The following is a 26113-nucleotide window of genomic DNA, read 5'->3' as shown; positions in this document are numbered from 1 at the left end:
ACCGGGCATCCAGGCAACGTTACAAGAAAAGAAGGATTGTGCCAGTAGTTAACTGGCTTATCGTTGCAGTCAGTGCATCAATAGAAGTTTTGCAACGCAGCGTCAACACTCACAGTGGACTGACCCCGAACCGGTAGACGGCCCTGCCCTTAGTTGTTTCACTGGCTGTTCGTTTGGTTCGACTCACTTGTCAATTAATGGCTTCACTGTAATCTGGTGACATGCTTTGTAGAAGAATGTCCGCTTCACGCCCTGAGACATTTGCGTGAGCGTATCTACCGACGTTCAGGTTTCCTGATAGCATCCCTTGCCTTGATAGCTCTTTAGGCGGTATTCAACCGGGCTGAGTCCGTTAAATTTAAGGCTAATTCGTCGGGTATTGTAGTATCGTATGTAATCCTCAACAGCTATCTTAAGTTCATCAATATCCTTAAATTTACTGGTGTAAAAACTTTCTGATTTTAAAGTCCCGAAAAAACATTCTGCACAGGCATTATCAAGGCAGTTGCCTTTGCAGGACATACTTTGGATGATGCCAAACTCTCGTAACTGATACTGGTACCATCGATGACGGCATTGCCAGCCCTGATCTGAATGAAGAACCGGATTGGTACCCGCATCAAGTCTGGCAAATGCCTTCATGAGCATGTCATCGATCATCGGCATAGTTGGACGTTCTGAAATACTGCAGGAGATCGCTTCGTTATTGAAGAGATCAATAATGGGCGCAGTGCACTTTTGATTTATATACCCTTCATACTTCAAGTTGCTTATGTGTTGGCTACGGATTACTCGGCCCATCCATGGGCCTCGCCCTGACGGGCCGTCGCACGCGACGTTCAAATCTGCTCCCGGCAGATTTGTCGCTCACCCCAGTCACATAGTTATCTATGCTCCTGGGGACTCACTCCCTTGCCGCCTTTAAGCAACTCGAATTATTTTGGGTATAGTAAGGTGGGGATTTTCTCTGTCTGCCTTTTGGTGAATACCTGAGACAAACAGTCTCAAGCACCCGCAGCTATTCTAACGCCAATATCCGTACCGCCAGCGTTAATGTATTCCTGAAATATTTCTTGCCAATCAATAGAAATAACCGCGTCTATGAGTTACAGAATTATTAGCGAATCGACTAGCACTCTTTACGTTATAAAAAAAACCTGCCCGAAAGCAGGTTTTTTTTATTTAACTGAACGCTTATTGCAGTAACGAAATATCCGCAACCTGCAGGAACAGTTCGCGTAGTTTCGACAACAGCGTCAGGCGGTTGATACGGATATCTTTCTCTTCCGCGTTAACCATGACATTTTCGAAGAATTCATCCACCGGCGCGCGCAGAGCAGCCAGCTCAATCAACGCTTCCTGATAACGACCATCGGCAAAGTACGGCTGAAGCTTATCACGCAGCACAACCAGATGTCTGGCCAACTCAATTTCCGCCGCTTCTTTCAGTACGGAGGCGTGGACGATATCGTTCAGCGGCTCAGTGGCTTTCGCCAGGATGTTGGAGACGCGCTTGTTCGCCGCCGCCAGCGCAGAGGCTTCTTCCAGGGTACGGAAGTGCGATACCGCTTTCATACGAGCATCGAAATCTGCCGGACGGGTCGGACGACGCGCCAGTACCGCCTGGATGGTGTCGACGGTGTAACCTTCATCCTGATACCAGGCGCGGAAGCGACCCAGCATAAAGTCGATCACATCATCGACTACGTTGGCATTGGTCAGCTTGTCGCCATACAGACGCACCGCTTCTTCGGTCAGCGTTTGCAGATCGAGATTCAGGTTCTTCTCAACGATAATACGCAGCACGCCCAGCGCGGCACGACGCAGCGCAAACGGGTCTTTGTCGCCTTTCGGATGCTGACCGATACCGAAGATACCCGCCAGAGTATCCATCTTGTCAGCGATCGCCAACGCGCAGGCCACCGGGTTAGACGGCAGGTCATCACCGGCAAAGCGTGGCTGATACTGCTCGTTCAGCGCCACGGCCACATCTTCCGCTTCACCATCATGGCGCGCGTAGTGCATCCCCATCACGCCCTGGGTGTCGGTGAACTCGAAGACCATGTTGGTCATCAGGTCGCACTTGGAGAGCAGGCCCGCACGAGTGGCGTGGTTAACGTCAGCGCCAATCTGACCGGCAATCCAGCCTGCCAGTGCCTGAATACGGTCGGTCTTGTCGCGCAGCGTGCCCAGCTGTTGCTGGAACAGCACGGTTTGCAGACGCGGCAGATGATCTTCCAGACGTTTTTTACGGTCGGTATTGAAGAAGAATTCAGCATCCGCCAGACGCGGACGCACCACTTTCTCGTTACCGGAGATAATCTGGGTCGGATCTTTCGATTCGATATTCGCGACGAAGATAAAGTTCGGCAGCAGCTTGCCCGCGTTGTCATAAACCGGGAAATACTTCTGGTCGCCCTTCATGGTGTACACCAGCGCTTCGGCAGGCACGGCGAGGAATTTCTCTTCGAATTTCGCCGTCAATACCACCGGCCATTCCACCAGCGAGGCGACTTCTTCCAGCAGGCTTTCGCTCAGGTCGGCATTACCGCCAATCTTGCGTGCTGCTTCTTCAGCGTCCGCTTTGATTTTGGCTTTACGCGCTTCGTAGTCCGCAATGACTTTACCGCGCTCCAGCAGAATTTGCGGGTACTGGTCAGCATTGTCGATAGTGAACTCCGGCTCACCCATAAAGCGATGGCCGCGAATGATGCGGTCAGACTGAATGCCCAGGATGGTCGCCGGAATGACCTTATCGCCCAACAGCAGGGTCACGGTGTGCACCGGACGCACGAAGTGGACGTCAGACGCGCCCCAGCGCATCAGTTTCGGGATCGGTAGTTTCGCCAGCGAGGTGGCTACCATGTTCGGCACCAGCGCTTCGGTACTTTCGCCCTTCACGTGGGCGCGATACAGCAGCCATTCGCCTTTGTCGGTCTTCAGACGCTCGGCCTGATCAACGGTGATCCCGCAGCCGCGCGCCCAGCCTTCTGCCGCTTTGCTCGGTTTGCCTTCGGCGTCGAACGCCTGGGCAATCGCCGGACCACGTTTTTCGACTTCGCGATCGGGCTGCGATTCAGCAAGATTCGCCACTTTCAGCGCCAGACGGCGCGGGGCGGCAAACCATTCAACGTTACCGTGCGCGAGGCCGGCGTTATCCAGCTCCGCAGTGAAGTTCGCAGCAAAGGACTCAGCCAAACTGCGCAGTGCTTTTGGTGGCAGCTCTTCAGTGCCGATTTCCACCAGAAAAGTTTTCTCAGACATGGCCGCCTCTTACTTGTCTTTGTTGCACATCGGGAAGCCGAGGGCTTCACGGGAAGCATAATAAGCTTCTGCCACTGCTTTGGTCAGGGTGCGAATACGCAAAATGTAGCGCTGACGTTCGGTGACGGAGATAGCTTTACGCGCATCCAGCAGGTTGAAGCTATGGGCGGCTTTCAGAATACGCTCGTAGGCCGGCAGCGGCAGCGGGTTTTCCAGTGCTAGTAGCTGCTGGGCTTCTTTCTCATACTGCTCGAAGCAGGTGAATAAGAAATCCACATCGGCGTATTCAAAGTTATAGGTGGACTGCTCCACTTCGTTTTGATGGAACACGTCGCCGTAGGTGGTTTTACCCAGCGGGCCATCGCTCCAGACCAGGTCGTAAACGCTGTCCACGCCCTGGATATACATCGCCAGACGTTCCAGACCGTAGGTGATTTCACCGGTCACCGGCTTGCACTCCAGGCCGCCGACCTGCTGGAAGTAGGTGAACTGCGTCACTTCCATGCCATTCAGCCACACTTCCCAGCCGAGTCCCCAGGCACCCAGCGTCGGGTTCTCCCAGTTATCTTCCACGAAACGGATGTCGTGAATGGTCGGGTCCATACCCAGCTCTTTCAGAGAACCGAGGTACAGCTCCTGAATGTTGTCCGGAGACGGCTTAATCACTACCTGGAACTGATAGTAGTGCTGTAAGCGGTTCGGGTTTTCGCCGTAGCGGCCATCGGTCGGACGACGAGAAGGCTGCACATAGGCAGTCGCCATCGGCTCTGGCCCCAGCGCGCGCAGGCAGGTCATTGGATGAGAAGTTCCCGCGCCGACTTCCATGTCCAATGGTTGAACAATGGTGCAGCCCTGGCGAGCCCAGTAATCCTGTAAGGTCAGGATCAAGCCCTGAAAGGTCCTGGTATCAAACTTTTGCATATTATTTCGTGCTGGATACGTGTGGATTTAAAGGAAGGAGCCAGTATACCCGCTGGATGCGAGATATACAGTATGAAACCGGTTTGTTTAGCGAAAATTGCCGGATTTCGCGGCATCACACCTCACCAGGCGCGGCTTTTACCGCATAGAAAGATGTAAAAACTGCCCATCTGCATCAAAAGAGCAGACAAAACTCTCTTTACGGAAGGTATTACCACGCATCTCATAGCTCCCCTGAAACTGCTCGAAGCCGGTAACAGCAATTTTCTGTGCGCCAGTGTTGTAACGCTGCGCCGCCTGGGCTTTACACAATGCTTCCATATCCAGCGTGCGTGTTGGGCTCACTTTACTCTGCTGGGCTTTTTGCGTCGGTGGCGGTGTCGCTGTGCATCCCACCAGAGCGATGGCTATCATCACAGTACAGAAATACTTCATTATCATTTTTATTACCGTCTGGTTTGCTGGTCAGTCTTATTATTAAGGTTTGTGGGTAACAGAAACATTGTGCGAATCTCCTTACGCCATCACAAGATGTAGCGTAGAAAGTCGGATTTTTCCAGTGAGCCACCGCGCTGGAACTCTATTCAAACGGAAGCTGAGGAACTGATGCAGCCTAAAATTAACTGGATTGATAACCTGCGAGGGATCGCCTGTTTAATGGTAGTGATGATCCATACTACAACGTGGTACATCACCAACGCCCACAGCGTCAGCCCGCTAAACTGGGATATTGCGAATGTCCTGAATTCAGCTTCGCGCGTTAGCGTTCCCCTGTTTTTTATGATTTCAGGCTATCTTTTTTTTGGCGAGCGCTGCGCGCAACCGCGGCATTTTTTACGTATCGCCCTGTGCCTTATCTTTTACAGCGTTGTCGCCCTGGCTTACATTTCACTTTTTACTTCGATCAACGTCGAGCTTTCGCTAAAAAATGCGCTGCAAAAACCCGTGTTTTACCACCTGTGGTTTTTCTTTGCGATTACGGTGATCTACCTGGTATCGCCATTAATCCAGGTAAAAAACGTGAGCGGCAAAATGCTCCTGATGCTGATGGTGATCATTGGTATTATTGCTAACCCAAATACTGTGCCGCAAAAAATCGGCGGCGTTGAATGGTTGCCCATCAATCTGTATATCAGCGGCGACACGTTCTACTACATTCTCTACGGTGTCCTGGGCCGCGCCATTGGAATGATGGAGACGCAAAAGTCATCGCTGACGCTTATCTGCACTGCCCTGTTCATCATCGCGGTATTTGTTATTTCTCGCGGCACATTGCATGAATTACGCTGGCGCGGAAATTTTGCCGATACCTGGTATCTGTATTGCGGTCCCATGGTGTTTATTTGCGCCGTCTCACTGTTCACGGTAGTTAAAAATAAGCTGAATGCGCGGACGTTACCTGGACTGGGGCTTATCTCCCGCCACTCGCTGGGTATTTATGGTTTCCACGCGCTGATTATCCATGCGCTACGTACTAATGGTCTGGAGTTAAAACGTTGGCCGCCGTTAGACATCGTGTGGGTTTTTGCCGCGACGGTGACAGGAAGCCTGCTACTTTCCATGCTGTTACAGCGTATTGATAAACGGAAATGGGTTAGCTAAACGATAATGATGGCTCCGGCCATCATTCATCATCACTGTAGGAAGCGTAAAGATCGGTTCCATATATACTGACCCCCAGCGCCACCAGACACAGTATTTTCAGCGCGCCCGCCAGCGCCAGGTTAAATACGCCGACCGCGACCATGCCGATGCCAAGCAACAGCAAAGATTTGCAACGAGAAAGCAAGCGGTCATTCCCCGTGTGTTCCTGGCGAATTAAGACTGGAAAACCGCACATGACGATTGCCGCAAAAAAATATCCCTTTTCGCTTAATGTATGACAGCCTGGCCACAGTCCCACCAGGTATACCACTGCACCGACAACTAACATTCCCAGGCCGAACATCCGTTTCCTGCGTGCAACGTGATCGTCCATCTCACTCTCCTTGTGGTTGTGTGAGACACATTAAGCGAAGAAATAGCGATGAAAAAGGCGCCTGCTCAGCAATAATATAAAAATCAGAAAACACACATACTTACTTCGATATAATTCAATAGAATTAATATTTACGGGAAATGCCTTTCAGCCAAAACCGAAAGGCATTCTGACTTAGGACATCAACGGCAACAGCTGCTGATAGAGTCGACGGAAGGTTTCACGACGTTGTTGATAAACCGCATGACGCTGCGCATCGGGATAATGCGCCTGTTCCAGCGGCAACTGCGGCAATACATCGGCGAGCGGAGTCTGTTTATTCACCGCAATTTGCGCCAGACGCGCCGCGCCCAGCGCTGGCCCCACATCGCCGCCAGTACGATAATCAAGCTGTAGCCCGCTAATATCAGATAGCATCTGACGCCAGTATTCGCTGCGCGCCCCGCCGCCGATAAGCGTCACGCTGGCGGGTTTGACGCCGCAGGCGTGAACCACATCCATGCCATCCGCCAGAGCATATCCCACGCCTTCCAGTACCGCCCGCGCCAGTTCCGCCGGGCCATGCTGATGGGTTAAACCAAAGAAAACGCCTTTTGCCTGCGGATTATTGTGCGGCGTGCGCTCGCCGGACAGGTACGGCAAAAACCAGATCGGATCGGTATGCTCATCCGCCAGCTGCGCGGCGGCAATCAGCGTCGGGACGTTCTTCTGCCCGGTGAGTTTAGCCGCCCAGTCCAGACAAGAGGCGGCGCTCAACATTACAGACATTAAATGCCAGCGTTCCGGCAGCGCATGGCAAAAACTGTGTACTGCGCTCTCCGGTTTACTCAGAAAGCCGTCGCTGACGGCAAAATAGACGCCCGATGTTCCGAGTGAGAGCATCGCCTGTCCGGCATCGATCATTCCTACGCCGACCGCGCCAGCCGCATTGTCGCCGCCGCCCGCCACCACAGGTACTGCTGGCATTCCCCATGCGCTGGCTACCTCTGGCAGCAACGTTCCGGCAATGTCACTACCTTCAAATAACGCTGGCATCTGCTGTCGGGTTAAATGACAGGCGTTGAGCATAACGTCGCTCCAGTCGCGCTTTTTCACGTCCAGCCACATCGTTCCCGCCGCATCCGACATATCGCTGGCAAAGACGCCCGTCATTCGCAGCCGCAGAAAATCTTTCGGCAGCAGAACTTTGTCTATCTGGCGGAAAATATCCGGTTCGTGGCGCTGCACCCAGACTAATTTGGGAGCGGTAAAACCGGGCATCATCAGATTACCGGTTATCGCACGCGACTGCGGCACCTGTTTTTCCAGCCAGGCGCACTCTTCGCTACAGCGTCCGTCATTCCATAAAATCGCTGGTCGCAGGACCTGCTGACGGCTATCAAGCAATGTCGCGCCATGCATTTGTCCGGCGATGCCCAACGCCCGGACGCCACTTAACGACTGTTGCCGACCTAAACCTTTAACCGCACGATCCGTCGCCTGCCACCACTGCTCTGGTTCCTGTTCCGACCATAAGGGATGCGGACGCGATACGGTCAGTTTTTCAGTATGCGTAGCCAGCACATCGCCCTGCTCATTCAACAGGATAGCTTTTACACCCGATGTACCAAGATCGATCCCGATATACATAGTGTGGGTTCCTTTACTGAAAGCGCCCGGCAGCGCTACGCTTACCGGGCTAATCACGACTACAGGCCGGGCTAACGCGGAGTCGCCCGGTAGATAGGGTTATTTATCAAACAGATAACGGTTAACCAGATTTTCTAACAGCTCCTGATGACCGCTTTGATGTACTGGCGCCAGATTATGCTGCTCCGCATACTGCGCCAGTTCGCCTAAGGAGAGTTGTCCTTTCAGAATCTGCTGCCCCAGCTCGCCATTCCAGCCGGCATAGCGCTTCGCCACGCGTTTATCCAGCTCGCCGTCTTCAACCATACGCGCGGCGATTTTCAGCGACAACGCCATCGTATCCATCGCGCCGATATGACCGTAGAACAGATCGTATTTATCGGTGCTCTGGCGACGAACTTTGGCGTCGAAGTTGAGACCGCCCGTCGTGAATCCGCCCGCTTTCAGGATTTCGTACATCACCAGCGCGTTCTCTTCAACGCTAATCGGGAACTGATCGGTATCCCAGCCCAGTTGCGCATCGCCGCGGTTGGCGTCAACGGAGCCAAAAATACCCAGCGCGATAGCGGTCGCGATTTCATGGTGGAACGAATGGCCCGCCAGCGTCGCGTGGTTCGCCTCAATGTTCACTTTGATCTCTTTTTCCAGGCCGAACTGTTTGAGGAAGCCATAGACCGTTGCAACGTCATAATCATACTGATGTTTTGTCGGTTCCTGCGGTTTCGGTTCAATCAGCAGCGTGCCCTGGAAACCCATTTTATGTTTGTGCTCGACCACCATTTGCATAAAGCGGCCAATCTGTTCGCGTTCCTGGCGCAGATCGGTATTCAGCAACGTTTCATAACCTTCGCGCCCGCCCCACAGGACGTAATTTTCGCCGCCCAGTTTATGCGTGGCGTTCATTGCCGTAACCACTTGCGTCGCTGCCCAGCTAAAGACCTCCGGGTCCGGGTTAGTGGCGGCGCCTGCGCCATAGCGCGGGTTGGTAAAGCAGTTCGCCGTTCCCCACAGCAGTTTTACGCCGCTCTGCTCCTGTTTCGCCGCCAGCACATCCACCATCTGCGCGAAGTTGTTTTTATATTCTTTCAACGACGCGCCTTCCGGCGACACATCCACGTCATGGAAGCAATAAAAAGGCACATTCAGTTTGTGGAAAAATTCAAACGCCACGTCCGCTTTGCGTTTCGCCAGCTCCAGCGCTTCGCCCGGTTGCTGCCACGGACGATTAAACGCGCCTACACCAAACATATCCGCGCCGTTCCAACAGAAGGTATGCCAGTAACAGGCCGCGAAACGCAGGTGATCTTCCATACGTTTACCTAAAACCAGCTCGTCGGGATTGTAATGACGAAATGCCAGCGGGTTAGTCGATTGAGGGCCTTCATAGCGAACACGATCGAGTTGGTCAAAATAAGCCTGCATAGTGAGCTCCATAATCAGATAAGACGGCAAGTAAACGACATAACGTCATACTGGAATTTCCTGATTTATTGCTCAATTACGTTATTTCACACCGCTATTAAGAGAATCCCCAAATGTGCTCTGGCTCTCAAAAAAACGCTGAAAACCACAGAAGAAAAAAGCGATCGCGATCGAATCCTGGCAAATAAACAAAAAACCGTAATATATAGATAAGAAATGACAATTGTCATCCGCCGTTTGCTGTGATGAATTTCGCATAACGTTTCAGGCGCAAAATAATTTGTCATCATTCGCCAGACCGTTATGTCAGCCGTTTTGATAGTATCCATGAGTCCAGGTTCACTTTTGCAGGATATATCCTCATGTTTGATAAACGTCACCGTATCACTCTGTTATTTAACGCGAATAAAGCCTATGACCGTCAGGTAGTGGAGGGGGTGGGTGAATATTTACAAGCCTCGCAATCCGAATGGGATATATTTATTGAGGAAGATTTCCGTGCCCGTATCGATAACATTAAAGAGTGGTTAGGCGACGGCGTTATTGCCGATTACGATGATGACGATATCGCGCAATTATTGGCCGATGTCGACGTACCCATTGTCGGGGTCGGCGGTTCTTACCATCTTGCTGAAAATTATCCCGCCGTTCATTACATCGCCACCGATAATCATGCGCTCGTTGAAAGCGCTTTCCTGCATTTAAAAGAAAAAGGCGTTAACCGCTTCGCGTTTTACGGTTTGCCCGACTCCAGCCGCAAACATTGGGCGGCGGAACGGGAATACGCCTTTCGCCAGCTGGTCGCCGAGGAAAAATACCGCGGCGTAGTCTATCAGGGGCTGGAAACCGCGCCGGAAAACTGGCAGCACGCGCAAAATCGCCTTGCCGACTGGCTTCAGACGCTGCCGCCGCAAACCGGCATTATTGCCGTAACGGATGCCCGCGCCCGTCACGTATTGCAGGCCTGTGAACACCTGCATATTCCGGTGCCGGAAAAACTTTGCGTTATCGGTATTGATAACGAAGAGTTAACCCGTTATCTGTCACGCGTGGCGCTTTCCTCCGTCGCGCAGGGGGCGCGGCAAATGGGCTATCAGGCGGCAAAACTGCTGCACCGTTTGCTGGCGCGCGAAGAGATGCCGTTACAGCGCATTCTGGTGCCGCCGGTGCGCGTCATTGCGCGCCGCTCGACAGACTATCGCTCCCTGACCGATCCGGCGGTTATCCAGGCGATGCACTTTATTCGTAACCATGCCTGTAAGGGCATTAAAGTCGAGCAGGTGCTGGACGCGGTTGGGATTTCACGTTCAAACCTGGAAAAACGTTTTAAGGAAGAAGTTGGCGAGACGATACATGCGCTGATCCACGCCGAAAAGCTGGAAAAAGCGCGTAGTTTGTTGATTTCTACCACGTTGGCGATAAACGAAATTTCGCAAATGTGCGGCTACCCGTCGCTGCAATATTTCTATTCGGTGTTTAAAAAGGAGTACGTCACTACGCCTAAGGAGTATCGCGACCAGCATAGTGAAGCGTTGTTGTAGTTTATCCAGCCTACAGACGCCTTGTAAGCCGGATAGCGTAGCGCCATCCGGCACACAGAATTACATATGCGCGGCGATCAGACGCTGGTTGTCCTGGTACATCGCGAACAAGTAGTTGTTATAGCGCGACCCCTGGGTAGAGTAACCCTTCAGCTTATGAATCATCGCCGTGGCGGTGACTTCCTGATCCGCCTTACGCAGTTGGGCGCGCGACTTGCGGAAAGAAGAATAAGCCGGATGCGTGTTCAGGTTGGCGACATACGCGCTCACCGACTCCTCAACCGACGCGAATTGCGAGTAACCTTTCACCTTACCCGGCGTATTGGTACAACGCCCTTTCGTGCACTTCATGCCGAACAGGTTATTGTTACTACGCGCCAGTTTAGAGGTTCCCCAGCCGCTTTCCGCCGCCGCCATCGTCGCCACCATGCTGGTTGGGATAATGTCGACGCGCTCCAGCAACGTATTCCACGGAATACGACGCGTGTTGCCGGACCAGCTCACTTTATAGCGCTTCGCGATATCTTTCATACGCGCGCGTTCAGACGGCGACCAGCGGTTCTGGTACTGTTTTGAGATCAGCCAATTACGGTCCGCGGTAATCGCGGCATTTTGGCTGGTGATGTAAGGCATAACGGTCCGGAGAAACGCTTTTTTTCTGGGGGTTCCGGAAGGGTATTTTCGCAAATCAGGAAGTGAACTGCTCTTTGCACTATTGCGAGAATACTCTTGTTTACTGCTAACCTGTTTATAACTTGTCTCAGTTATGTGGGACTTTTGACTCGTTTGTGTTGCGTGCGTCTTTGCCAGCACCTCACCCGAAAATGCGATGGTGAGTAACATAAGAATCATTGCCCCATATCGTCGCATGGGAGTCAATATCATTAGGTCTCCTGGTCGGATTGATACATTCCAACACCTTTTATTTTTCACGAAGTTAAGGTTTGAACCCCAAATTCTAGCAAAAATAGGCTTAAAAAGCACCTCAGGGAATAGTCTTAATCCGAAACTATGTCAACTATTAACGATAACAGGCAGCAATAATGCCAATAAAATGTGGTGCTTATCGCAAATAGAGGCGTTTTTTTGCGCCTCGTCGCTCACCCTCGCGCCTCCTCCTGCGCGACTCTCTGCTGAGGAGGAGTTCATTCGCCTAAAAACCAGGCAAGCTGATGAATATTGCCCACAAAGGATAGCGTGATGAAACTTGCCGCCTTCGCTCTGACGCTGATACCCGGTATCGCGATCGCCTCATCATGGACCTCTCCCGGTTTTCCGACGTTCTCGACGCAGGAAACCGAGCGCTTTACCAGCCATGCTGCATTAACAAAAGGTACACGCGCGTTAACGCTCCATATTGACCAGCAGTGCTGGCAGCCCTCCGGCGCCATAAAACTCAACCAGATGTTGTCGTTAAAACCCTGCGAAGGCGCGCCGCCGCAATGGCGTTTGTTTAAAGATGGCGACTATACGATAACGGTAGATACCCGCTCCGGTACGCCGACCCTGTTGTTATCGATAAAAACTGAACCTGAGCGCACCGCGCAGCTCGCCTACCAGTGTCCCGTCTGGGATGGTTCGCCGCTCACGCTGGATGTTCGCCAAACCTTTCCGGAAGGGACGGTAGTGCGCGATTATTACAGTGGTCAAACCGATACCGTCCAAAACGGGCAAATCACGCTGCAACCTGCCGACAGCCACGGGCTTTTATTGCTGGAACGCGCGGAAACCCATGCATCAGCGCCTTTTAACTGGCGCAACGCCACCGTTTATTTTGTGCTTACGGATCGCTTTCGCAATGGCGATGCAACCAACGACCACAGCTATGGTCGCCATAAGGATGGTATGCAAGAGATTGGCACTTTCCACGGCGGCGATTTGCGCGGGTTGACGAGTCAACTGGACTATCTACAGCAATTAGGCGTGAACGCCTTGTGGATAAGCTCGCCGTTTGAACAGATCCACGGCTGGGTCGGCGGCGGAACAAAAGGCGATTTTCCTCATTACGCCTATCACGGCTATTACACTCAGGACTGGACGACGCTGGATGCCAATATGGGCAGCGAAGCCGATCTCCGCGCGCTGGTCGACGGCGCGCACCAGCGCGGCATCCGTATTTTATTTGACGTAGTAATGAATCATGCCGGTTACGCCACGCTGGCGGATATGCAGGAGTATCAGTTCGGCGCGCTCTATTTATCCGGCGCGGAACGGCAAAAAATTCTCGGCGATCGCTGGACAAACTGGCGACCCGCCGCCGGACAAAGCTGGCACAGCTTTAACGACTACATCAACTTCAGCGACAGCGCCGCCTGGGAAAAATGGTGGGGAAAAAAGTGGATTCGTACCGATATTGGCGACTACGACAGTCCGGGATTTGACGATTTAACCCTGTCGCTGGCCTTCCTGCCGGATATAAAAACGGAATCTACCACGCCTTCCGGCCTACCCGCGTTCTATGCCAACAAATCCGATACTAAAGCAAAGTTCATTGAGGGCTATACGCCACGGGATTATCTGACTCACTGGTTAAGCCAGTGGGTGCATGATTACGGCATTGACGGGTTCCGGGTCGATACGGCCAAAAATGTTGAGCTTCCTGCCTGGCAACAGCTAAAAACCCAGGCCAGCGCGGCGTTACATGAATGGAAGCAGGCCAATCCGGACAAAGCGCTGGATGATAGCCCGTTCTGGATGACTGGCGAAGCGTGGGGCCACGGCGTCATGAAAAGTGATTATTATCGCTATGGTTTCGACGCGATGATCAATTTTGATTATCAGGAGCAGGCGGCGAAAGCGGTCGATTGCCTGGCGGAAATGGGGCCAGTCTGGCAGCAGATGGCGGATAAAATGCAGGATTTCAACGTATTAAGTTACCTCTCCTCGCATGATACGCGCCTTTTCCGTGAGGGCGGTGATAAGGCGGCGGAACTGCTGCTGCTTTCGCCGGGCGCGGTGCAGATCTTTTACGGCGATGAATCCGCTCGTCCCTTCGGCCCCACCGGCTCCGACCCGCTGCAAGGCACCCGTTCAGATATGAACTGGCAGGACGTGAGCGGAAAGTCAGCCGCAGCCGTCGCGCACTGGCAGCGTATTAGCCAGTTCCGCGCCAGACATCCCGCCATCGGCGCAGGCCAACAAACCACGCTGACGCTAAAACACGGGTACGGTTTTGTACGCCAGTACGGCGACGATACGGTGATGGTCGTCTGGGCGGGCCGCCGCTAATCGTGGCGCTACCGGTCTCCTCGCGTACCGGTAGCCCCTTCAAAATAAAAAACTAACCTGATAAAAATTTGTAGCATAAAACATCAACACTACCGCCTGACCCCCATTTGCGCCCCGCCATTTGTAGCGTTATGGTTATCCACTTTGACAGACAGTTCGATAGATCACCCGTTATGACATTTTCACTTTTCGGCGATAAATTTACCCGCCATTCAGGCATTACCCGCCTGATGGAGGATCTCAACGACGGCTTACGCACGCCAGGCGCTATCATGCTTGGCGGCGGTAACCCGGCACACATCCCTGCAATGCAGGATTATTTCCAGACGCTACTGACAGAGATGGTAGAAAGCGGCAAAGCCGCTGATGCGCTTTGTAATTATGACGGTCCCCAGGGAAAAACAGCGCTACTGAATGCACTGGCCGTACTGCTACGTGAAACGCTGGGATGGGATATCGAACCACAGAATATTGCGCTGACAAATGGCAGTCAAAGCGCGTTTTTCTACTTATTTAATCTCTTCGCCGGACGTCGCGCCGACGGCAGTACGAAAAAGGTACTATTCCCGCTTGCGCCGGAATACATCGGCTATGCGGATTCCGGTCTGGAAGACGACCTCTTCGTTTCGGCGCGCCCAAATATTGAGCTGCTGCCGGAAGGCCAGTTTAAGTATCACGTCGATTTTGAGCATCTGCACATCGGCGAAGAAACGGGGATGATTTGCGTCTCGCGCCCGACCAACCCAACCGGTAACGTTATCACCGACGAAGAGCTGATGAAGCTGGACAGACTGGCGAATCAGCACAACATCCCACTGGTGATTGATAACGCTTACGGCGTGCCGTTTCCTAGCATTATCTTTAGCGAGGCGCGCCCGCTGTGGAACCCCAATATTATCCTATGCATGAGCCTCTCAAAGCTGGGGCTGCCCGGTTCCCGCTGCGGGATTATCATCGCCAATGATAAGACGATTACCGCCATTGCCAACATGAACGGCATTATCAGCCTTGCGCCCGGCGGCATGGGTCCGGCGATGATGTGCGAAATGATTAAGCGTAACGATCTGCTGCGGCTGTCGGAAACGGTTATCAAACCTTTCTACTATCAGCGCGTTCAACAGACTATCGCGATCATTCGTCGCTATTTATCCGAAGAACGCTGCCTGATTCATAAACCGGAAGGCGCAATATTTTTGTGGCTGTGGTTTAAAGATCTGCCGATTACCACCGAGCTACTCTATCAACGCTTGAAAGCGCGCGGCGTGCTGATGGTGCCGGGCCACTATTTCTTTCCCGGGCTGGATAAACCCTGGCCGCACACACACCAGTGTATGCGGATGAACTACGTGCCTGAACCGGACAAAATCGAGGCGGGCGTAAAAATTCTGGCAGAAGAGATAGAACGCGCCTGGCGTGAAGGCTGACGGCTATTCCGGCCATCATGCAGGCCGGAACGACATTCAGAAAGGTTGAGAATAGAGGCGCTGGCGCTGCACGTGTGCTGCGTCAACGCACTGTAACGCACTGGTCGGGCAGGCTTCCACGCACGCCGGCCCCGCTTCCCGATGCCAGCAAAGATCGCATTTAATCGCCTGCGCGCCTGACGTGGACGCCACCACGGTCATCGCGCCAAACGGGCAAGCCAGCATACAGCTTTTACAACCAATGCAGCGCGATGGCGTCACGAAGATATGCCCCCGATCACGGCGAATCGCCCGTACCGGGCAGACATTCGCGCACGGCGCGTCCTCACACTGATGGCAGACCGTGGCCGTGGTGAAGCTATCTTCTTTTATCACCCGGATACGCGGCACAAAGTCCGCCGTCGTCACCGCCGCGCTATTCTGCTGTTTCTGGTGCGACACCACGCAGGCGACCTCGCAGGTACGACACCCGATACACGCCGACGCATCCGCCATAATAAACCGGTTCATTGTTCTCCCCCTGCGTTAAAACGCCAGAATGCCAGAGAGCCATTCCCCGCCGCTTTGATCCCACTACGCAAACGGACAAATTTTGTCAGATGCCTGATAAAACCTGGCGAGCTGTCTTATTCGCGAACGGTAAATCCCAGCTCATTAGAGATAGCCTGTGCGGTTTCACGCAACGGTTTGAGCAGATTTTTCTCGCCGATCTGTTTTAGCCGTGACGTCGACAGTGAAATAGAAATGGCGTAAGGCACTCGATGGTGAATATCAAACACAGGCACAGCAATACAGGAAACGCCCAGTTCATTTTCTTCGCGATCCATTGCCATGCTGGTTTCACGAATTTGCGCCAGCTCATCGTACATTGCTGGTAAATCGGTAATGGTATTACGAGTCAGCGGCTGGATCTGATCTTTATGGCTTTCCCAGTAAGACGCCACATAATCCGGCTGACCAAACGCCATATAAATTTTCCCCATCGCCGAGCAGTACAGCGGCATATGCTGGCCAATGTAGGCGCGCGTGCGCAGCATACCGGTGGTCGGTTCCAGCTTATAAATCAGGATAGCGTGATCATCTTCACGGCTGGAAAAATTCACCGTCTCGCCGGTGGTCAGGTTGAGCGCCTCAAGGTGCGGTGCCGCAACGTGGATGATATTCAGCGATGACAGGGCTTTTTGGCCGACGGCAATAAACTTTGTCGTCAGACGGTAGCTCCCGGCCGCCGGCGCTGGCGTCACGTATCCGCAGGATTGAAGCCCCTGCAACAAACGATGGACGGTGCTCTTGTTCAACCCCGCCAGCTCCGACAGGTGCGCCAGTGGGCAACCGTTCGGGTAGTTACTCAAAATTTCTATCAACATCAGGCCACGAAACAGGCTCTGACTCCCCGCAGGCTTCTCTTTATCGTTGTTCTGGCTCATCAGAAAACTCTCTCCTTTCTTGGGCGATCAGATGGTAGCTCAAAGTGTGTTGCAGTTCACGATATCAGCATAAAAAACATAACCCGATGATTTTAATCGTTTTTAAAAACCTTCTCTGGCGTTGCCATGTCAATTTTTGATCTATATATTTGGAACTACATTTCGTATTATGAAATTTATCGACAAAAAAACATACTAAAATTTCTAACAATCGACCAGGAGAACAGGGATGAAAGTAACTTTCGAAGAGTTAAAAGGGGCCTTCTACCGCGTCTTGCGGTCGCGGAATATTGCGGAAGATACCGCCGACGCCTGCGCGGAAATGTTCGCTCGCACCACTGAGTCCGGTGTCTATTCCCACGGCGTGAACCGCTTTCCCCGCTTCATTCAGCAACTAGATAACGGCGACATTATTCCTGATGCTAAACCGCAGCGGGTTACCAGCCTCGGCGCCATCGAACAGTGGGATGCTCAGCGCGCTATCGGCAACCTGACGGCGAAAAAGATGATGGACCGGGCCATCGAGCTGGCTTCCGATCATGGTATTGGCCTGGTGGCGTTACGTAATGCTAACCACTGGATGCGCGGCGGCAGCTACGGCTGGCAGGCGGCGGAAAAAGGCTATATCGGCATTTGCTGGACCAACTCCATCGCCGTCATGCCGCCGTGGGGCGCGAAAGAGTGTCGTATCGGTACCAATCCGCTGATCGTCGCCATCCCGTCTACGCCGATCACGATGGTAGATATGTCGATGTCGATGTTCTCCTACGGCATGCTGGAGGTTAACCGTCTGGCGGGCCGCGAACTGCCGGTGGACGGCGGTTTCGACGATAACGGTCAGTTGACCAAAGAACCGGGCGTTATCGAGAAAAATCGCCGCATTTTACCAATGGGTTACTGGAAAGGATCTGGTCTGTCGATTGTGCTGGACATGATTGCCACCCTGCTTTCCAACGGCTCTTCCGTTGCCGAAGTGACACAGGAAAACAGCGATGAATATGGCGTCTCGCAGATTTTCATCGCCATAGAAGTGGATAAGCTGATCGATGGCGCAACCCGCGATGCCAAACTGCAGCGGATTATGGATTTCATCACCACCGCTGAACGCGCCGACGACAACGTCGCTATCCGGCTGCCCGGCCACGAATTTACCAAACTGCTGGATGACAACCGCCGTCACGGTATCACCGTTGACGACAGCGTCTGGGCTAAAATTCAGGCGCTGTAAGGAGCCACATCATGATTTTTGGACATATCGCGCAGCCTAATCCGTGCCGGTTACCGTCGGCCATAGAGCAGGCGCTCGATTTCCTGCGCAATACGGACTTTCGCACGCTGGAACCCGGCGTAGTGGAAATCGACGGCCAAAATATCTTCGCGCAGATTATCGATATGACTACCCGCGATGCTGCTGAAAATCGTCCGGAGGTTCATCGCCGCTATCTGGATATTCAGTTTCTGGCATGGGGCGAAGAGAAAATTGGGGTTGCCATTGATACCGGTGATAATCAAATCAGCGAGTCATTATTAGAACAGCGCGATATTATTTTTTATCACGACAGTGAACATGAATCATTCATTGAAATGATACCGGGAAGTTATGCCCTGTTTTTCCCGCAGGATGTTCATCGTCCAGGTTGTAATAAAAGCATTGCTACGCCGATACGGAAAATAGTCGTAAAAGTCGCCATAGACGTTTTATAAAATAGAGTTTACTGGAGCACAAAATGAAAAATAATACCGGTTATATTATCGGTGCGTACCCTTGTGCACCCTCATTTCACCAGAAGAGTGAAGAGGAAGAGACGGAATTCTGGCGGCAACTCTCTGATACTCCGGATATCCGGGGGCTGGAGCAGCCTTGTCTTGAACATCTTCACCCGCTCGGCGACGAGTGGTTATTGCGCCATACACCAGGGAACTGGCAAATCGTGGTCACCGCGATAATGGAAACCATGCGCCGCCGTAGCGAAAACGGCGGTTTTGGATTAGCGTCCAGTGACGAGGAACAGCGTAAAGCCTGCGTGGAATACTACCGTCATCTTTATCAGAAGATAAATAAACTCAATGCGAAAACCCCCGGCAAAGTCATAGCCCTTGAGCTTCATGCCGCTCCGCTGGCGGGCAATCCGAACGTAGCGCAGGCAACCGATGCCTTTGCGCGCTCATTAAAAGAGATTGCCAACTGGGACTGGTCCTGCGACCTGGTGCTTGAACACTGCGACGCGATGACCGGCCCCGCACCGCGCAAAGGATTCTTACCGTTGGTAAACGTACTGGAAACTATTGCCGACTATGACATAAGCGTCTGCATTAACTGGGCGCGCTCGGCTATTGAAGGGCGGGATACCTCTCTACCGCTGATCCACACGCAGCAGGCCAAACAGGCTGGAAAACTCGGTGCGCTGATGTTCTCCGGCACGACACAAAGCGGAGAATACGGCGAATGGCAGGACCTCCATGCTCCGTTTGCACCTTTCTGTCCACAAAGCCTGATGACGGAGAAACATGTTAAAGAACTCATTACCGCCGCAGCTCCCGATCTGTTGCAGTTTACCGGTATTAAATTGTTGGAAATCAATGCCAGCGCCGATATTAATCACCGCATCAATATATTACGCGATGGTATTAACATGATGAAAAGGCCACACGCCGCTAACCTGAATTAAACATCATCACCTTAATTCTCGGCCTGCAACTCAACGTTGCGCCGACCTAATATAAACCAAACATAAGAAATTAAGTTCCACTATTCAGCATCGAAAGAAATAAGTTTCTATAACCTGATGGAGTCGTTATGAAGCGGGTACTTGAGGGCATACTTGCGGTATTAATTGCCGTACTTTCCTGCATTGTATTTATTAACGTTATTTTACGTTACGGTTTTGAGAGCAGTATTTTGTCGGTAGATGAACTATCACGTTATCTATTTGTATGGCTGACGTTTATTGGCGCCATCGTTGCATTTATGGATAACGCTCACGTTCAGGTCACTTTTGTGGTGGAAAAACTTTCGCCAGCGAATCAGCGTCGACTCTCGCTGCTGACACATTCGCTGATTTTATTGTTATGCCTCGCATTAGGCTGGGGCAGCCTGCAAAAAGCGTTGCAGGACTGGAGCGATCACTCGCCAATCCTCGGTTTACCGATCGGCCTGATGTATATCGCCTGTCTGCCCACAAGCGTTGCCATCGCGTTAATCGAGCTGCGTCGGCTTTATCACTTAATAACGCGTAACGATTCCTTTCAACAACCACAGCAAGGAGCCTAATCATGGCCGTGGTGATATTTCTCTGCTGCCTGCTCGGCGGGATCGCGATAGGTTTACCCATCGCCTGGTCGCTGCTGCTTTGCGGCGCTGCTCTGATGACATACCTGGATATGTTTGACGTGCAGATTATGGCGCAAACCCTGGTTAACGGCGCGGACAGTTTCTCCCTGCTGGCCATTCCCTTTTTTGTTTTGGCCGGTGAAATCATGAACGCGGGCGGCCTGTCAAAGCGAATTGTCGACCTGCCGATGAAGCTGGTCGGCCATAAGCCCGGCGGCCTGGGCTACGTGGGCGTTATTGCGGCAATGATTATGGCCAGCCTTTCCGGCTCTGCGGTAGCAGATACCGCTGCGGTCGCCGCGCTGCTGGTGCCGATGATGCGCTCCGCAAACTATCCGATCAACCGCTCCGTTGGGTTAATCGCTTCCGGCGGGATCATTGCGCCAATTATTCCGCCCTCGATTCCTTTTATTATCTTCGGCGTTTCCAGCGGCTTGTCGATCAGCAAGCTGTTTATGGCCGGGATCGCACCGGGCATCATGATGGGCGCGGCGCTTATGCTCACCTGGTGGTGGCAGGCCGGGCGATTAAATCTCCCTTCTCAGCCCAAAGCAACACCGCGTGAAATCTGGCAATCATTGGTTTCAGGTATCTGGGCGCTGTTTTTACCGGTGATTATTATCGGCGGCTTCCGTTCCGGACTTTTCACGCCAACGGAGGCAGGGGCGGTTGCCGCGTTTTACGCCCTCTTTGTCGCTGTTGTTATCTATCGGGAATTAACGTTTTCCAGTCTCTACCACGTGCTGGTCAATGCCGCCAAAACGACGTCAGTCGTCATGTTTCTGGTGGCCGCGGCCCAGGTATCCGCCTGGCTGATTACGATCGCGGAATTACCCATGATGGTGTCAGATTTGCTGCAGCCGCTGGTCGACTCTCCGCGACTCTTATTTATCGTCATTATGATCTCAATTATGGTCGTCGGTATGGTGATGGATTTAACGCCAACGGTGTTAATTCTTACCCCTGTATTATTGCCATTAGTTAAAGAAGCCAATATTGACCCGATTTATTTCGGCGTCATGTTCATTATTAACTGCTCTATTGGATTAATCACACCGCCCGTTGGCAACGTCCTCAACGTTATTTCCGGGGTAGCAAAATTGAAATTTGATGACGCGGTAAGAGGCGTATTCCCTTACGTTGTCGTACTGATGTCGCTGCTGGTTTTATTTATTTTTATTCCCGAGCTAATTATCACACCGCTTAAATGGATTAATTAAAGGATAATATTATGAAATTACACGTTATTGCTCGTTCATTATTGATAGCTGGTCTGACGGTTTTCAGCGTGTCGTCTCTGGCGGCGCAATCTTTACGTTTTGGTTATGAAACACCGCAAACTGACTCCCAACATATTGCCGCGAAAAAATTTAACGAACTATTAAAAGAAAAAACTAACGGCGAATTAACGCTAAAACTCTTTCCTGACAGCACATTAGGTAACGCCCAGGCAATGATCAGCGGGGTGCGCGGCGGAACCATTGATATGGAAATGTCCGGTTCGAACAATTTCACCGGTCTGGCCCCTGTATTCAACTTACTTGATGTCCCCTTCCTGTTTCGCGATACCGCGCATGCGCATAAAACGCTCGACGGCAAAGTCGGCGATGAACTGAAAAAATCACTCGATTCAAAAGGGTTAAAAGTCCTCGCCTACTGGGAAAACGGTTGGCGCGACGTCACCAACTCCCGCGCGCCGGTAAAAACGCCGGGCGATTTGAAAGGCTTAAAAATCCGCACTAACAACAGCCCAATGAATATCGCGGCCTTTAAAATCTTCGGCGCGAACCCTATTCCGATGCCATTCTCCGAAGTCTATACCGGCCTCGAAACCCGTACGATTGATGCCCAAGAACACCCTATCAACGTCGTGTGGTCAGCGAAATTCTATGAGGTACAGAAATACCTCTCCCTCACTCATCACGCCTATTCGCCTCTGCTGCTGGTGATCAATAAAGCTAAATTCGACGCTTTAAGCCCGCAGTTCCAGGAGGCACTGCTGAGTTCCGCCAAAGAAGCGGGTGACTATCAGCGCAAACTGGTCGCCGAAGATCAGCAAAAAATTATCGATGGCATGAAAGAAGCCGGAGTTGAAGTCCTGACCGATATCGACCGTAAAGCCTTCAGCGATGCGCTGGGCAGCCAGGTGCGCGATATGTTCCTGAAAGACAACCCGCAGGGCGCCGATCTCCTGAAAGCCGTGGACGAGGTGCAATAAGTCATGAGCAACTACTGGCTGGGGTTAGATTGTGGTGGGAGTTGGCTAAAAGCCGGGTTGTACGATGGCGCAGGCCGGGAAGTAGCGGTGCAACGCCTGCCGCTGCACGCTTTAAGCCCGCAGCCAGGCTGGGTTGAACGCGATATGACCGAACTGTGGCAACAGTGCGGCTCGGTCATCAGCAAACTGCTGACGCACACGGGGGTGAGCGGCTCACAAATCCGCGGTCTGGGTATTTCCGCTCAGGGTAAGGGCCTGTTCCTGTTAGATAAAAGCGATCGGCCATTAGGTAAAGCGATACTCTCTTCCGACCGTCGCGCCATGGAAATTGTCCAGCGCTGGCAAAAAGAAGCGGTTCCGCAAAAACTCTACCCGCTGACCCGGCAAACCCTGTGGACCGGGCATCCAGTCTCCCTTTTACGCTGGGTAAAAGAGAATGAGCCGCAGCGCTACGCGCAGATAGGCTGCGTCATGATGACGCATGACTATCTGCGCTGGTGCTTAACCGGCGTGAAGGGCTGTGAAGAAAGCAATATCTCCGAGTCCAACCTCTACAACATGGCGACGGGCCAGTACGACCCGCGTCTGACCGAGTGGCTGGGCATCAGTGAAATCGACAGCGCGCTGCCCCCCGTGGTGGGTTCAGCCGAAATATGCGGGGAGATCACCGCTCAGGCGGCCGCCATAACCGGTCTGGCGGCGGGTACCCCCGTCGTCGGCGGCCTGTTTGATGTGGTTTCCACCGCCCTTTGCGCCGGTATTGAGGATGAATCGACCCTCAATGCAGTGATGGGTACCTGGGCCGTCACCAGCGGCATCGCTCACGGTCTGCGCGACCATGAGGCCCATCCTTACGTCTATGGCCGCTACGTCAATGACGGGCAGTATATCGTTCACGAAGCCAGCCCGACCTCTTCCGGCAACCTTGAATGGTTCACCGCCCAGTGGGGCGACCTCTCTTTTGATGAGATCAACCAGGCGGTTGCCAGCCTGCCGAAAGCCGGTAGCGACCTTTTTTTTCTCCCGTTTCTCTATGGCAGCAATGCCGGGCTGGAGATGACCTGCGGCTTTTACGGCATGCAGGCGCTGCACAACCGCGCGCACCTGCTACAGGCGCTCTATGAAGGCGTGATCTTCAGCCATATGACCCACCTCAACCGCATGCGTGAACGTTTTACCGACGTTTGCGCCCTGCGCGTTACCGGCGGCCCGGCCCACTCCGACGTCTGGATGCAGATGCTGGCGGACGTCAGCGGTTTACGCATTGAACTGCCGCAGGTGGAGGAGACCGGCTGCTTCGGCGCGGCGCTGGCTGCCCGCGTCGGCACCGGCGTATATCGCGATTTCCGCGAGGCCCAACGCGACCTGCAGCACCCGGTGCGCACGCTGCTGCCGGACATGACCGCACACGCCCTCTACCAGCGCAAATACCGCCAATACCAGGATTTGATTGAAGCACTACAGGGCTATCACGCCCGTATTAAGGAGCACGCATTATGAGCCGACCATTACTGCAACTGGCGCTCGACCACACCAGCCTGGAAGCAGCCCAGCGCGATGTCGCCCTGCTACAGGATCATGTCGATATCGTTGAGGCCGGAACCATCCTTTGTTTAACCGAAGGCCTTAGCGCGGTGAAAGCCCTGCGAGCACAGTGCCCGGAAAAAATCATCGTCGCCGACTGGAAAGTGGCCGATGCCGGTGAAACCCTGGCGCAGCAGGCTTTTAGCGCTGGCGCTAACTGGATGACTATCATCTGCGCCGCGCCGCTCGCGACCGTCGAGAAAGGCCATGCCGTCGCGCAATCCTGCGGCGGTGAAATTCAAATGGAACTGTTCGGCAACTGGACGCTGGACGACGCCCGAGACTGGTATCGCGTCGGGGTTCGCCAGGCGATTTACCACCGCGGACGCGATGCGCAGGCCAGCGGGCAGCAGTGGGGCGAAGCGGACCTGACGCGTATGAAAGCGTTGTCCGACATCGGCCTTGAACTATCGATTACCGGCGGCATTACCCCAGCGGATCTGCCGCTGTTCCGCGACGTTAACGTTAAGGCATTTATCGCCGGACGTGCGCTGGCAGGTGCCGCCCATCCGGCGCAGGTCGCCGCCGAATTCCACGCCCAAATTGACGCCATCTGGGGAGAAAAGCATGCGTAATCATCCATTAGGGATCTATGAAAAAGCACTGGCGAAAGATCTCAGTTGGCCGGAGCGGTTGGTGCTGGCAAAAAGCTGCGGTTTTGATTTTGTTGAGATGTCGGTGGACGAAACGGATGAACGCCTTTCTCGCCTGGAGTGGACGCCAGCCCAACGCGCATCGCTGGTGAACGCGATGCTGGAAAGCGGCGTCGCTATCCCGTCAATGTGTCTCTCCGCCCATCGCCGTTTCCCTTTTGGCAGCCGCGACGAAGCGGTACGCGAGCGGGCGCGTGAAATCATGACCAAAGCCATTCGCCTGGCGCGCGACCTGGGGATCCGCACCATCCAGTTGGCAGGTTACGACGTCTATTACGAAGAGCACGACGAAGGCACCCAGCAACGTTTCGCCGAAGGGCTGGCGTGGGCGGTGGAACAGGCCGCAGCGGCGCAGGTCATGCTGGCGGTGGAGATCATGGATACCGCGTTTATGAACTCCATCAGCAAGTGGAAAAAGTGGGACGAGATGCTTTCGTCACCGTGGTTCACCGTTTATCCAGACGTCGGCAACCTCAGCGCCTGGGGGAACGACGTGACCGCCGAGCTGAAGCTGGGTATCGACCGTATCGCCGCTATCCACCTGAAAGACACGCTGCCAGTGACCGGTGACAGCCCCGGCCAGTTCCGCGACGTGCCGTTTGGCGAAGGGTGCGTTGATTTTGTTGGCATCTTCAAAACGCTGCATGAGCTGAATTATCGCGGTTCATTTCTGATTGAGATGTGGACAGAGAAAGCCAGCGAGCCGGTGCTGGAAATTATCCAGGCCCGCCGCTGGATTGAATCACGGATGCAGGAAGGAGGTTTCACATGTTAGAGCAACTGAAAGCCGAGGTGCTGGCGGCCAACCTGGCGCTTCCGGCGCACGGGCTGGTCACCTTTACCTGGGGCAACGTCAGCGCGGTCGATGAGACGCGCAAACTGATGGTCATCAAGCCTTCCGGCGTTGAATATGAGGTGATGACCGCCGACGATATGGTGGTGGTAGAGATCGCCAACGGCAAGGTCGTTGAAGGCAACAAAAAACCGTCGTCCGATACCGCGACCCATCTGGCGCTCTATCGCCGCTATCCGCAGATCGGCGGGATCGTGCATACCCATTCCCGCCATGCGACGATCTGGTCGCAGGCCGGGCTCGACCTGCCCGCCTGGGGCACCACCCACGCCGACTATTTCTATGGCGCGATCCCCTGTACCCGGCTGATGACCGTTGAGGAAATTAACGGCGAGTACGAGTATCAGACCGGCGAGGTGATTATTAAAACCTTTGAAGAGCGCGGTCTGGATCCGGCACAAATCCCGGCGGTATTAGTTCATTCACACGGCCCGTTTGCCTGGGGTAAAAATGCCGCCGATGCCGTCCACAACGCCGTGGTGCTTGAGGAGTGTGCCTATATGGGGCTGTTCTCGCGCCAGCTGGCCCCGCAGCTACCGGATATGCAGCCTGAACTGCTCGATAAACACTATCTGCGTAAACACGGCGCGAATGCCTATTACGGGCAGTAATGCCGGCAGCCACAGCCTGTGTCAGATGG

The 26113-nt window shown here is 53.3% G+C and carries 23 protein-coding genes and 1 pseudogene; 14 read left to right on the top strand and 10 right to left on the bottom strand.

What is annotated here, in order from left to right; translation table 11 throughout:
- Positions 1–285: 285 nt before the first annotated feature.
- From ACLJZ5_RS10135 to ACLJZ5_RS10120, 4 genes and pseudogenes are all read right to left on the bottom strand, one after another.
- A pseudogene (locus tag ACLJZ5_RS10135) lies at positions 286–729 on the bottom strand (transposase); the annotation flags it as partial.
- Positions 730–1194: 465 nt separating this feature from the next.
- Positions 1195–3264, bottom strand: a complete 2070-nt coding sequence (gene glyS / locus ACLJZ5_RS10130) for a glycine--tRNA ligase subunit beta (RefSeq protein ID WP_024798285.1) — start codon at positions 3262–3264, stop codon at positions 1195–1197.
- A 9-nt stretch (positions 3265–3273) separates the two neighbouring features.
- On the bottom strand, positions 3274–4185 hold the full coding sequence (glyQ, locus tag ACLJZ5_RS10125) for a glycine--tRNA ligase subunit alpha (protein WP_001168551.1): 912 nt from the start codon (positions 4183–4185) through the stop codon (positions 3274–3276).
- A 138-nt stretch (positions 4186–4323) separates the two neighbouring features.
- Entirely contained in the window at positions 4324–4626 is a 303-nt protein-coding gene (locus tag ACLJZ5_RS10120) for a YsaB family lipoprotein (RefSeq protein ID WP_000605592.1), read from the bottom strand.
- Between the two features lie 165 nt (positions 4627–4791).
- Between ACLJZ5_RS10120 and ACLJZ5_RS10115 the strand changes: the two genes are divergently transcribed.
- Complete coding sequence (locus tag ACLJZ5_RS10115) at positions 4792–5787, top strand: acyltransferase (protein ID WP_024798284.1); 996 nt, start codon at positions 4792–4794, stop codon at positions 5785–5787.
- A 22-nt stretch (positions 5788–5809) separates the two neighbouring features.
- Here ACLJZ5_RS10115 and ACLJZ5_RS10110 read toward each other — a convergent pair whose 3' ends face one another.
- From ACLJZ5_RS10110 to xylA, 3 genes are all read right to left on the bottom strand, one after another.
- A complete protein-coding gene (locus ACLJZ5_RS10110; RefSeq protein WP_001635944.1) occupies positions 5810–6163 on the bottom strand; it encodes a YiaA/YiaB family protein in 354 nt (117 codons plus the stop codon).
- A 174-nt stretch (positions 6164–6337) separates the two neighbouring features.
- Positions 6338–7792 carry a xylulokinase gene (gene xylB / locus ACLJZ5_RS10105; RefSeq protein WP_024798283.1) on the bottom strand — a complete coding sequence of 485 codons (1455 nt, stop codon included), beginning with the start codon at positions 7790–7792 and terminating at the stop codon, positions 6338–6340.
- A 99-nt stretch (positions 7793–7891) separates the two neighbouring features.
- Positions 7892–9214 (bottom strand): xylose isomerase, encoded by a 1323-nt coding sequence (gene xylA, locus ACLJZ5_RS10100; RefSeq protein WP_001149561.1) that lies wholly within the window; start codon positions 9212–9214, stop codon positions 7892–7894.
- A 362-nt stretch (positions 9215–9576) separates the two neighbouring features.
- Between xylA and xylR the strand changes: the two genes are divergently transcribed.
- Positions 9577–10755 carry a D-xylose utilization transcriptional activator XylR gene (gene xylR / locus ACLJZ5_RS10095; protein ID WP_000459824.1) on the top strand — a complete coding sequence of 393 codons (1179 nt, stop codon included), beginning with the start codon at positions 9577–9579 and terminating at the stop codon, positions 10753–10755.
- 60 nt (positions 10756–10815) lie between these two features.
- On the opposite strand, the gene ACLJZ5_RS10090 is transcribed toward xylR, so the two are convergent.
- The gene (locus tag ACLJZ5_RS10090) at positions 10816–11640 is read right to left on the bottom strand and encodes a protein bax (RefSeq protein WP_001575119.1); all 825 of its coding nucleotides are present in this window, start codon (positions 11638–11640) and stop codon (positions 10816–10818) included.
- A gap of 315 nt (positions 11641–11955) precedes the next feature.
- Here ACLJZ5_RS10090 and ACLJZ5_RS10085 point away from each other — a divergent pair, with 315 nt between their 5' ends.
- Together ACLJZ5_RS10085 and avtA are read left to right on the top strand one after the other, a co-directional pair.
- Entirely contained in the window at positions 11956–13983 is a 2028-nt protein-coding gene (locus ACLJZ5_RS10085; protein ID WP_024798282.1) for an alpha-amylase, read from the top strand.
- A 173-nt stretch (positions 13984–14156) separates the two neighbouring features.
- On the top strand, positions 14157–15407 hold the full coding sequence (avtA, locus tag ACLJZ5_RS10080; RefSeq protein ID WP_024798281.1) for a valine--pyruvate transaminase: 1251 nt from the start codon (positions 14157–14159) through the stop codon (positions 15405–15407).
- Between the two features lie 36 nt (positions 15408–15443).
- Here the strand turns inward: avtA and ACLJZ5_RS10075 are convergent, their stop codons facing one another.
- Both ACLJZ5_RS10075 and yiaJ read right to left on the bottom strand, forming a co-directional pair.
- Complete coding sequence (locus ACLJZ5_RS10075) at positions 15444–15917, bottom strand: 4Fe-4S dicluster domain-containing protein (RefSeq protein ID WP_001078825.1); 474 nt, start codon at positions 15915–15917, stop codon at positions 15444–15446.
- A gap of 116 nt (positions 15918–16033) precedes the next feature.
- The gene (yiaJ, locus tag ACLJZ5_RS10070) at positions 16034–16834 is read right to left on the bottom strand and encodes an IclR family transcriptional regulator YiaJ (RefSeq protein WP_000081340.1); all 801 of its coding nucleotides are present in this window, start codon (positions 16832–16834) and stop codon (positions 16034–16036) included.
- 229 nt (positions 16835–17063) lie between these two features.
- Between yiaJ and yiaK the strand changes: the two genes are divergently transcribed.
- The 10 genes from yiaK (at position 17064) to araD (ending at position 26084) form a co-directional block, all read left to right on the top strand.
- Positions 17064–18062: a 3-dehydro-L-gulonate 2-dehydrogenase gene (gene yiaK / locus ACLJZ5_RS10065; protein ID WP_000869009.1), complete on the top strand. Its 999-nt coding sequence runs from the start codon at positions 17064–17066 to the stop codon at positions 18060–18062.
- A gap of 11 nt (positions 18063–18073) precedes the next feature.
- A complete protein-coding gene (locus ACLJZ5_RS10060) occupies positions 18074–18538 on the top strand; it encodes a YhcH/YjgK/YiaL family protein (protein ID WP_024798280.1) in 465 nt (154 codons plus the stop codon).
- A 23-nt stretch (positions 18539–18561) separates the two neighbouring features.
- Positions 18562–19503, top strand: a complete 942-nt coding sequence (locus ACLJZ5_RS10055) for a DUF4862 family protein (RefSeq protein WP_024798279.1) — start codon at positions 18562–18564, stop codon at positions 19501–19503.
- Positions 19504–19631: 128 nt separating this feature from the next.
- Positions 19632–20105 carry a 2,3-diketo-L-gulonate TRAP transporter small permease YiaM gene (yiaM, locus tag ACLJZ5_RS10050; protein WP_000832316.1) on the top strand — a complete coding sequence of 158 codons (474 nt, stop codon included), beginning with the start codon at positions 19632–19634 and terminating at the stop codon, positions 20103–20105.
- Positions 20106–20107: 2 nt separating this feature from the next.
- Positions 20108–21385, top strand: a complete 1278-nt coding sequence (gene yiaN / locus ACLJZ5_RS10045) for a 2,3-diketo-L-gulonate TRAP transporter large permease YiaN (protein WP_000301828.1) — start codon at positions 20108–20110, stop codon at positions 21383–21385.
- An 11-nt stretch (positions 21386–21396) separates the two neighbouring features.
- Positions 21397–22383, top strand: a complete 987-nt coding sequence (yiaO, locus tag ACLJZ5_RS10040; RefSeq protein ID WP_000766337.1) for a 2,3-diketo-L-gulonate TRAP transporter substrate-binding protein YiaO — start codon at positions 21397–21399, stop codon at positions 22381–22383.
- A gap of 3 nt (positions 22384–22386) precedes the next feature.
- On the top strand, positions 22387–23883 hold the full coding sequence (locus ACLJZ5_RS10035) for an FGGY-family carbohydrate kinase (RefSeq protein WP_024798278.1): 1497 nt from the start codon (positions 22387–22389) through the stop codon (positions 23881–23883).
- Positions 23880–24542: a 3-keto-L-gulonate-6-phosphate decarboxylase UlaD gene (gene ulaD, locus ACLJZ5_RS10030; RefSeq protein ID WP_023181759.1), complete on the top strand. Its 663-nt coding sequence runs from the start codon at positions 23880–23882 to the stop codon at positions 24540–24542. Before ACLJZ5_RS10035 ends, ulaD begins: the two co-directional genes overlap by 4 nt.
- The gene (locus ACLJZ5_RS10025) at positions 24535–25395 is read left to right on the top strand and encodes an L-ribulose-5-phosphate 3-epimerase (protein WP_001528309.1); all 861 of its coding nucleotides are present in this window, start codon (positions 24535–24537) and stop codon (positions 25393–25395) included. Before ulaD ends, ACLJZ5_RS10025 begins: the two co-directional genes overlap by 8 nt.
- Positions 25389–26084, top strand: a complete 696-nt coding sequence (gene araD, locus ACLJZ5_RS10020) for an L-ribulose-5-phosphate 4-epimerase (protein WP_000893168.1) — start codon at positions 25389–25391, stop codon at positions 26082–26084. The genes ACLJZ5_RS10025 and araD overlap by 7 nt, the downstream gene beginning before the upstream one ends.
- The last annotated feature ends 29 nt before the right edge of the window (positions 26085–26113 follow it).

The sequence above is a fragment of the Salmonella sp. 5800 genome, from assembly GCF_046558195.1.
GTDB lineage: Bacteria > Pseudomonadota > Gammaproteobacteria > Enterobacterales > Enterobacteriaceae > Salmonella > Salmonella enterica.
Note: the sequence above shows the minus strand (reverse complement) of the source record. Positions and strands in the feature narration are given on the sequence as shown.

What these genes read in the sequence shown, in the direction of transcription:
- glyS (WP_024798285.1), bottom strand. Translation starts at nt 3,264, where the DNA reads ATGTCTGAGAAAACTTTTCTGGTGGAAATCGGCACTGAAGAGCTGCCA.
- glyQ (WP_001168551.1), bottom strand. Translation starts at nt 4,185, where the DNA reads ATGCAAAAGTTTGATACCAGGACCTTTCAGGGCTTGATCCTGACCTTA.
- ACLJZ5_RS10120 (WP_000605592.1), bottom strand. Translation starts at nt 4,626, where the DNA reads ATGATAATGAAGTATTTCTGTACTGTGATGATAGCCATCGCTCTGGTG.
- ACLJZ5_RS10115 (WP_024798284.1), top strand. Translation starts at nt 4,792, where the DNA reads ATGCAGCCTAAAATTAACTGGATTGATAACCTGCGAGGGATCGCCTGT.
- ACLJZ5_RS10110 (WP_001635944.1), bottom strand. Translation starts at nt 6,163, where the DNA reads ATGGACGATCACGTTGCACGCAGGAAACGGATGTTCGGCCTGGGAATG.
- xylB (WP_024798283.1), bottom strand. Translation starts at nt 7,792, where the DNA reads ATGTATATCGGGATCGATCTTGGTACATCGGGTGTAAAAGCTATCCTG.
- xylA (WP_001149561.1), bottom strand. Translation starts at nt 9,214, where the DNA reads ATGCAGGCTTATTTTGACCAACTCGATCGTGTTCGCTATGAAGGCCCT.
- xylR (WP_000459824.1), top strand. Translation starts at nt 9,577, where the DNA reads ATGTTTGATAAACGTCACCGTATCACTCTGTTATTTAACGCGAATAAA.
- ACLJZ5_RS10090 (WP_001575119.1), bottom strand. Translation starts at nt 11,640, where the DNA reads ATGATATTGACTCCCATGCGACGATATGGGGCAATGATTCTTATGTTA.
- ACLJZ5_RS10085 (WP_024798282.1), top strand. Translation starts at nt 11,956, where the DNA reads ATGAAACTTGCCGCCTTCGCTCTGACGCTGATACCCGGTATCGCGATC.
- avtA (WP_024798281.1), top strand. Translation starts at nt 14,157, where the DNA reads ATGACATTTTCACTTTTCGGCGATAAATTTACCCGCCATTCAGGCATT.
- ACLJZ5_RS10075 (WP_001078825.1), bottom strand. Translation starts at nt 15,917, where the DNA reads ATGAACCGGTTTATTATGGCGGATGCGTCGGCGTGTATCGGGTGTCGT.
- yiaJ (WP_000081340.1), bottom strand. Translation starts at nt 16,834, where the DNA reads ATGAGCCAGAACAACGATAAAGAGAAGCCTGCGGGGAGTCAGAGCCTG.
- yiaK (WP_000869009.1), top strand. Translation starts at nt 17,064, where the DNA reads ATGAAAGTAACTTTCGAAGAGTTAAAAGGGGCCTTCTACCGCGTCTTG.
- ACLJZ5_RS10060 (WP_024798280.1), top strand. Translation starts at nt 18,074, where the DNA reads ATGATTTTTGGACATATCGCGCAGCCTAATCCGTGCCGGTTACCGTCG.
- ACLJZ5_RS10055 (WP_024798279.1), top strand. Translation starts at nt 18,562, where the DNA reads ATGAAAAATAATACCGGTTATATTATCGGTGCGTACCCTTGTGCACCC.
- yiaM (WP_000832316.1), top strand. Translation starts at nt 19,632, where the DNA reads ATGAAGCGGGTACTTGAGGGCATACTTGCGGTATTAATTGCCGTACTT.
- yiaN (WP_000301828.1), top strand. Translation starts at nt 20,108, where the DNA reads ATGGCCGTGGTGATATTTCTCTGCTGCCTGCTCGGCGGGATCGCGATA.
- yiaO (WP_000766337.1), top strand. Translation starts at nt 21,397, where the DNA reads ATGAAATTACACGTTATTGCTCGTTCATTATTGATAGCTGGTCTGACG.
- ACLJZ5_RS10035 (WP_024798278.1), top strand. Translation starts at nt 22,387, where the DNA reads ATGAGCAACTACTGGCTGGGGTTAGATTGTGGTGGGAGTTGGCTAAAA.
- ulaD (WP_023181759.1), top strand. Translation starts at nt 23,880, where the DNA reads ATGAGCCGACCATTACTGCAACTGGCGCTCGACCACACCAGCCTGGAA.
- ACLJZ5_RS10025 (WP_001528309.1), top strand. Translation starts at nt 24,535, where the DNA reads ATGCGTAATCATCCATTAGGGATCTATGAAAAAGCACTGGCGAAAGAT.
- araD (WP_000893168.1), top strand. Translation starts at nt 25,389, where the DNA reads ATGTTAGAGCAACTGAAAGCCGAGGTGCTGGCGGCCAACCTGGCGCTT.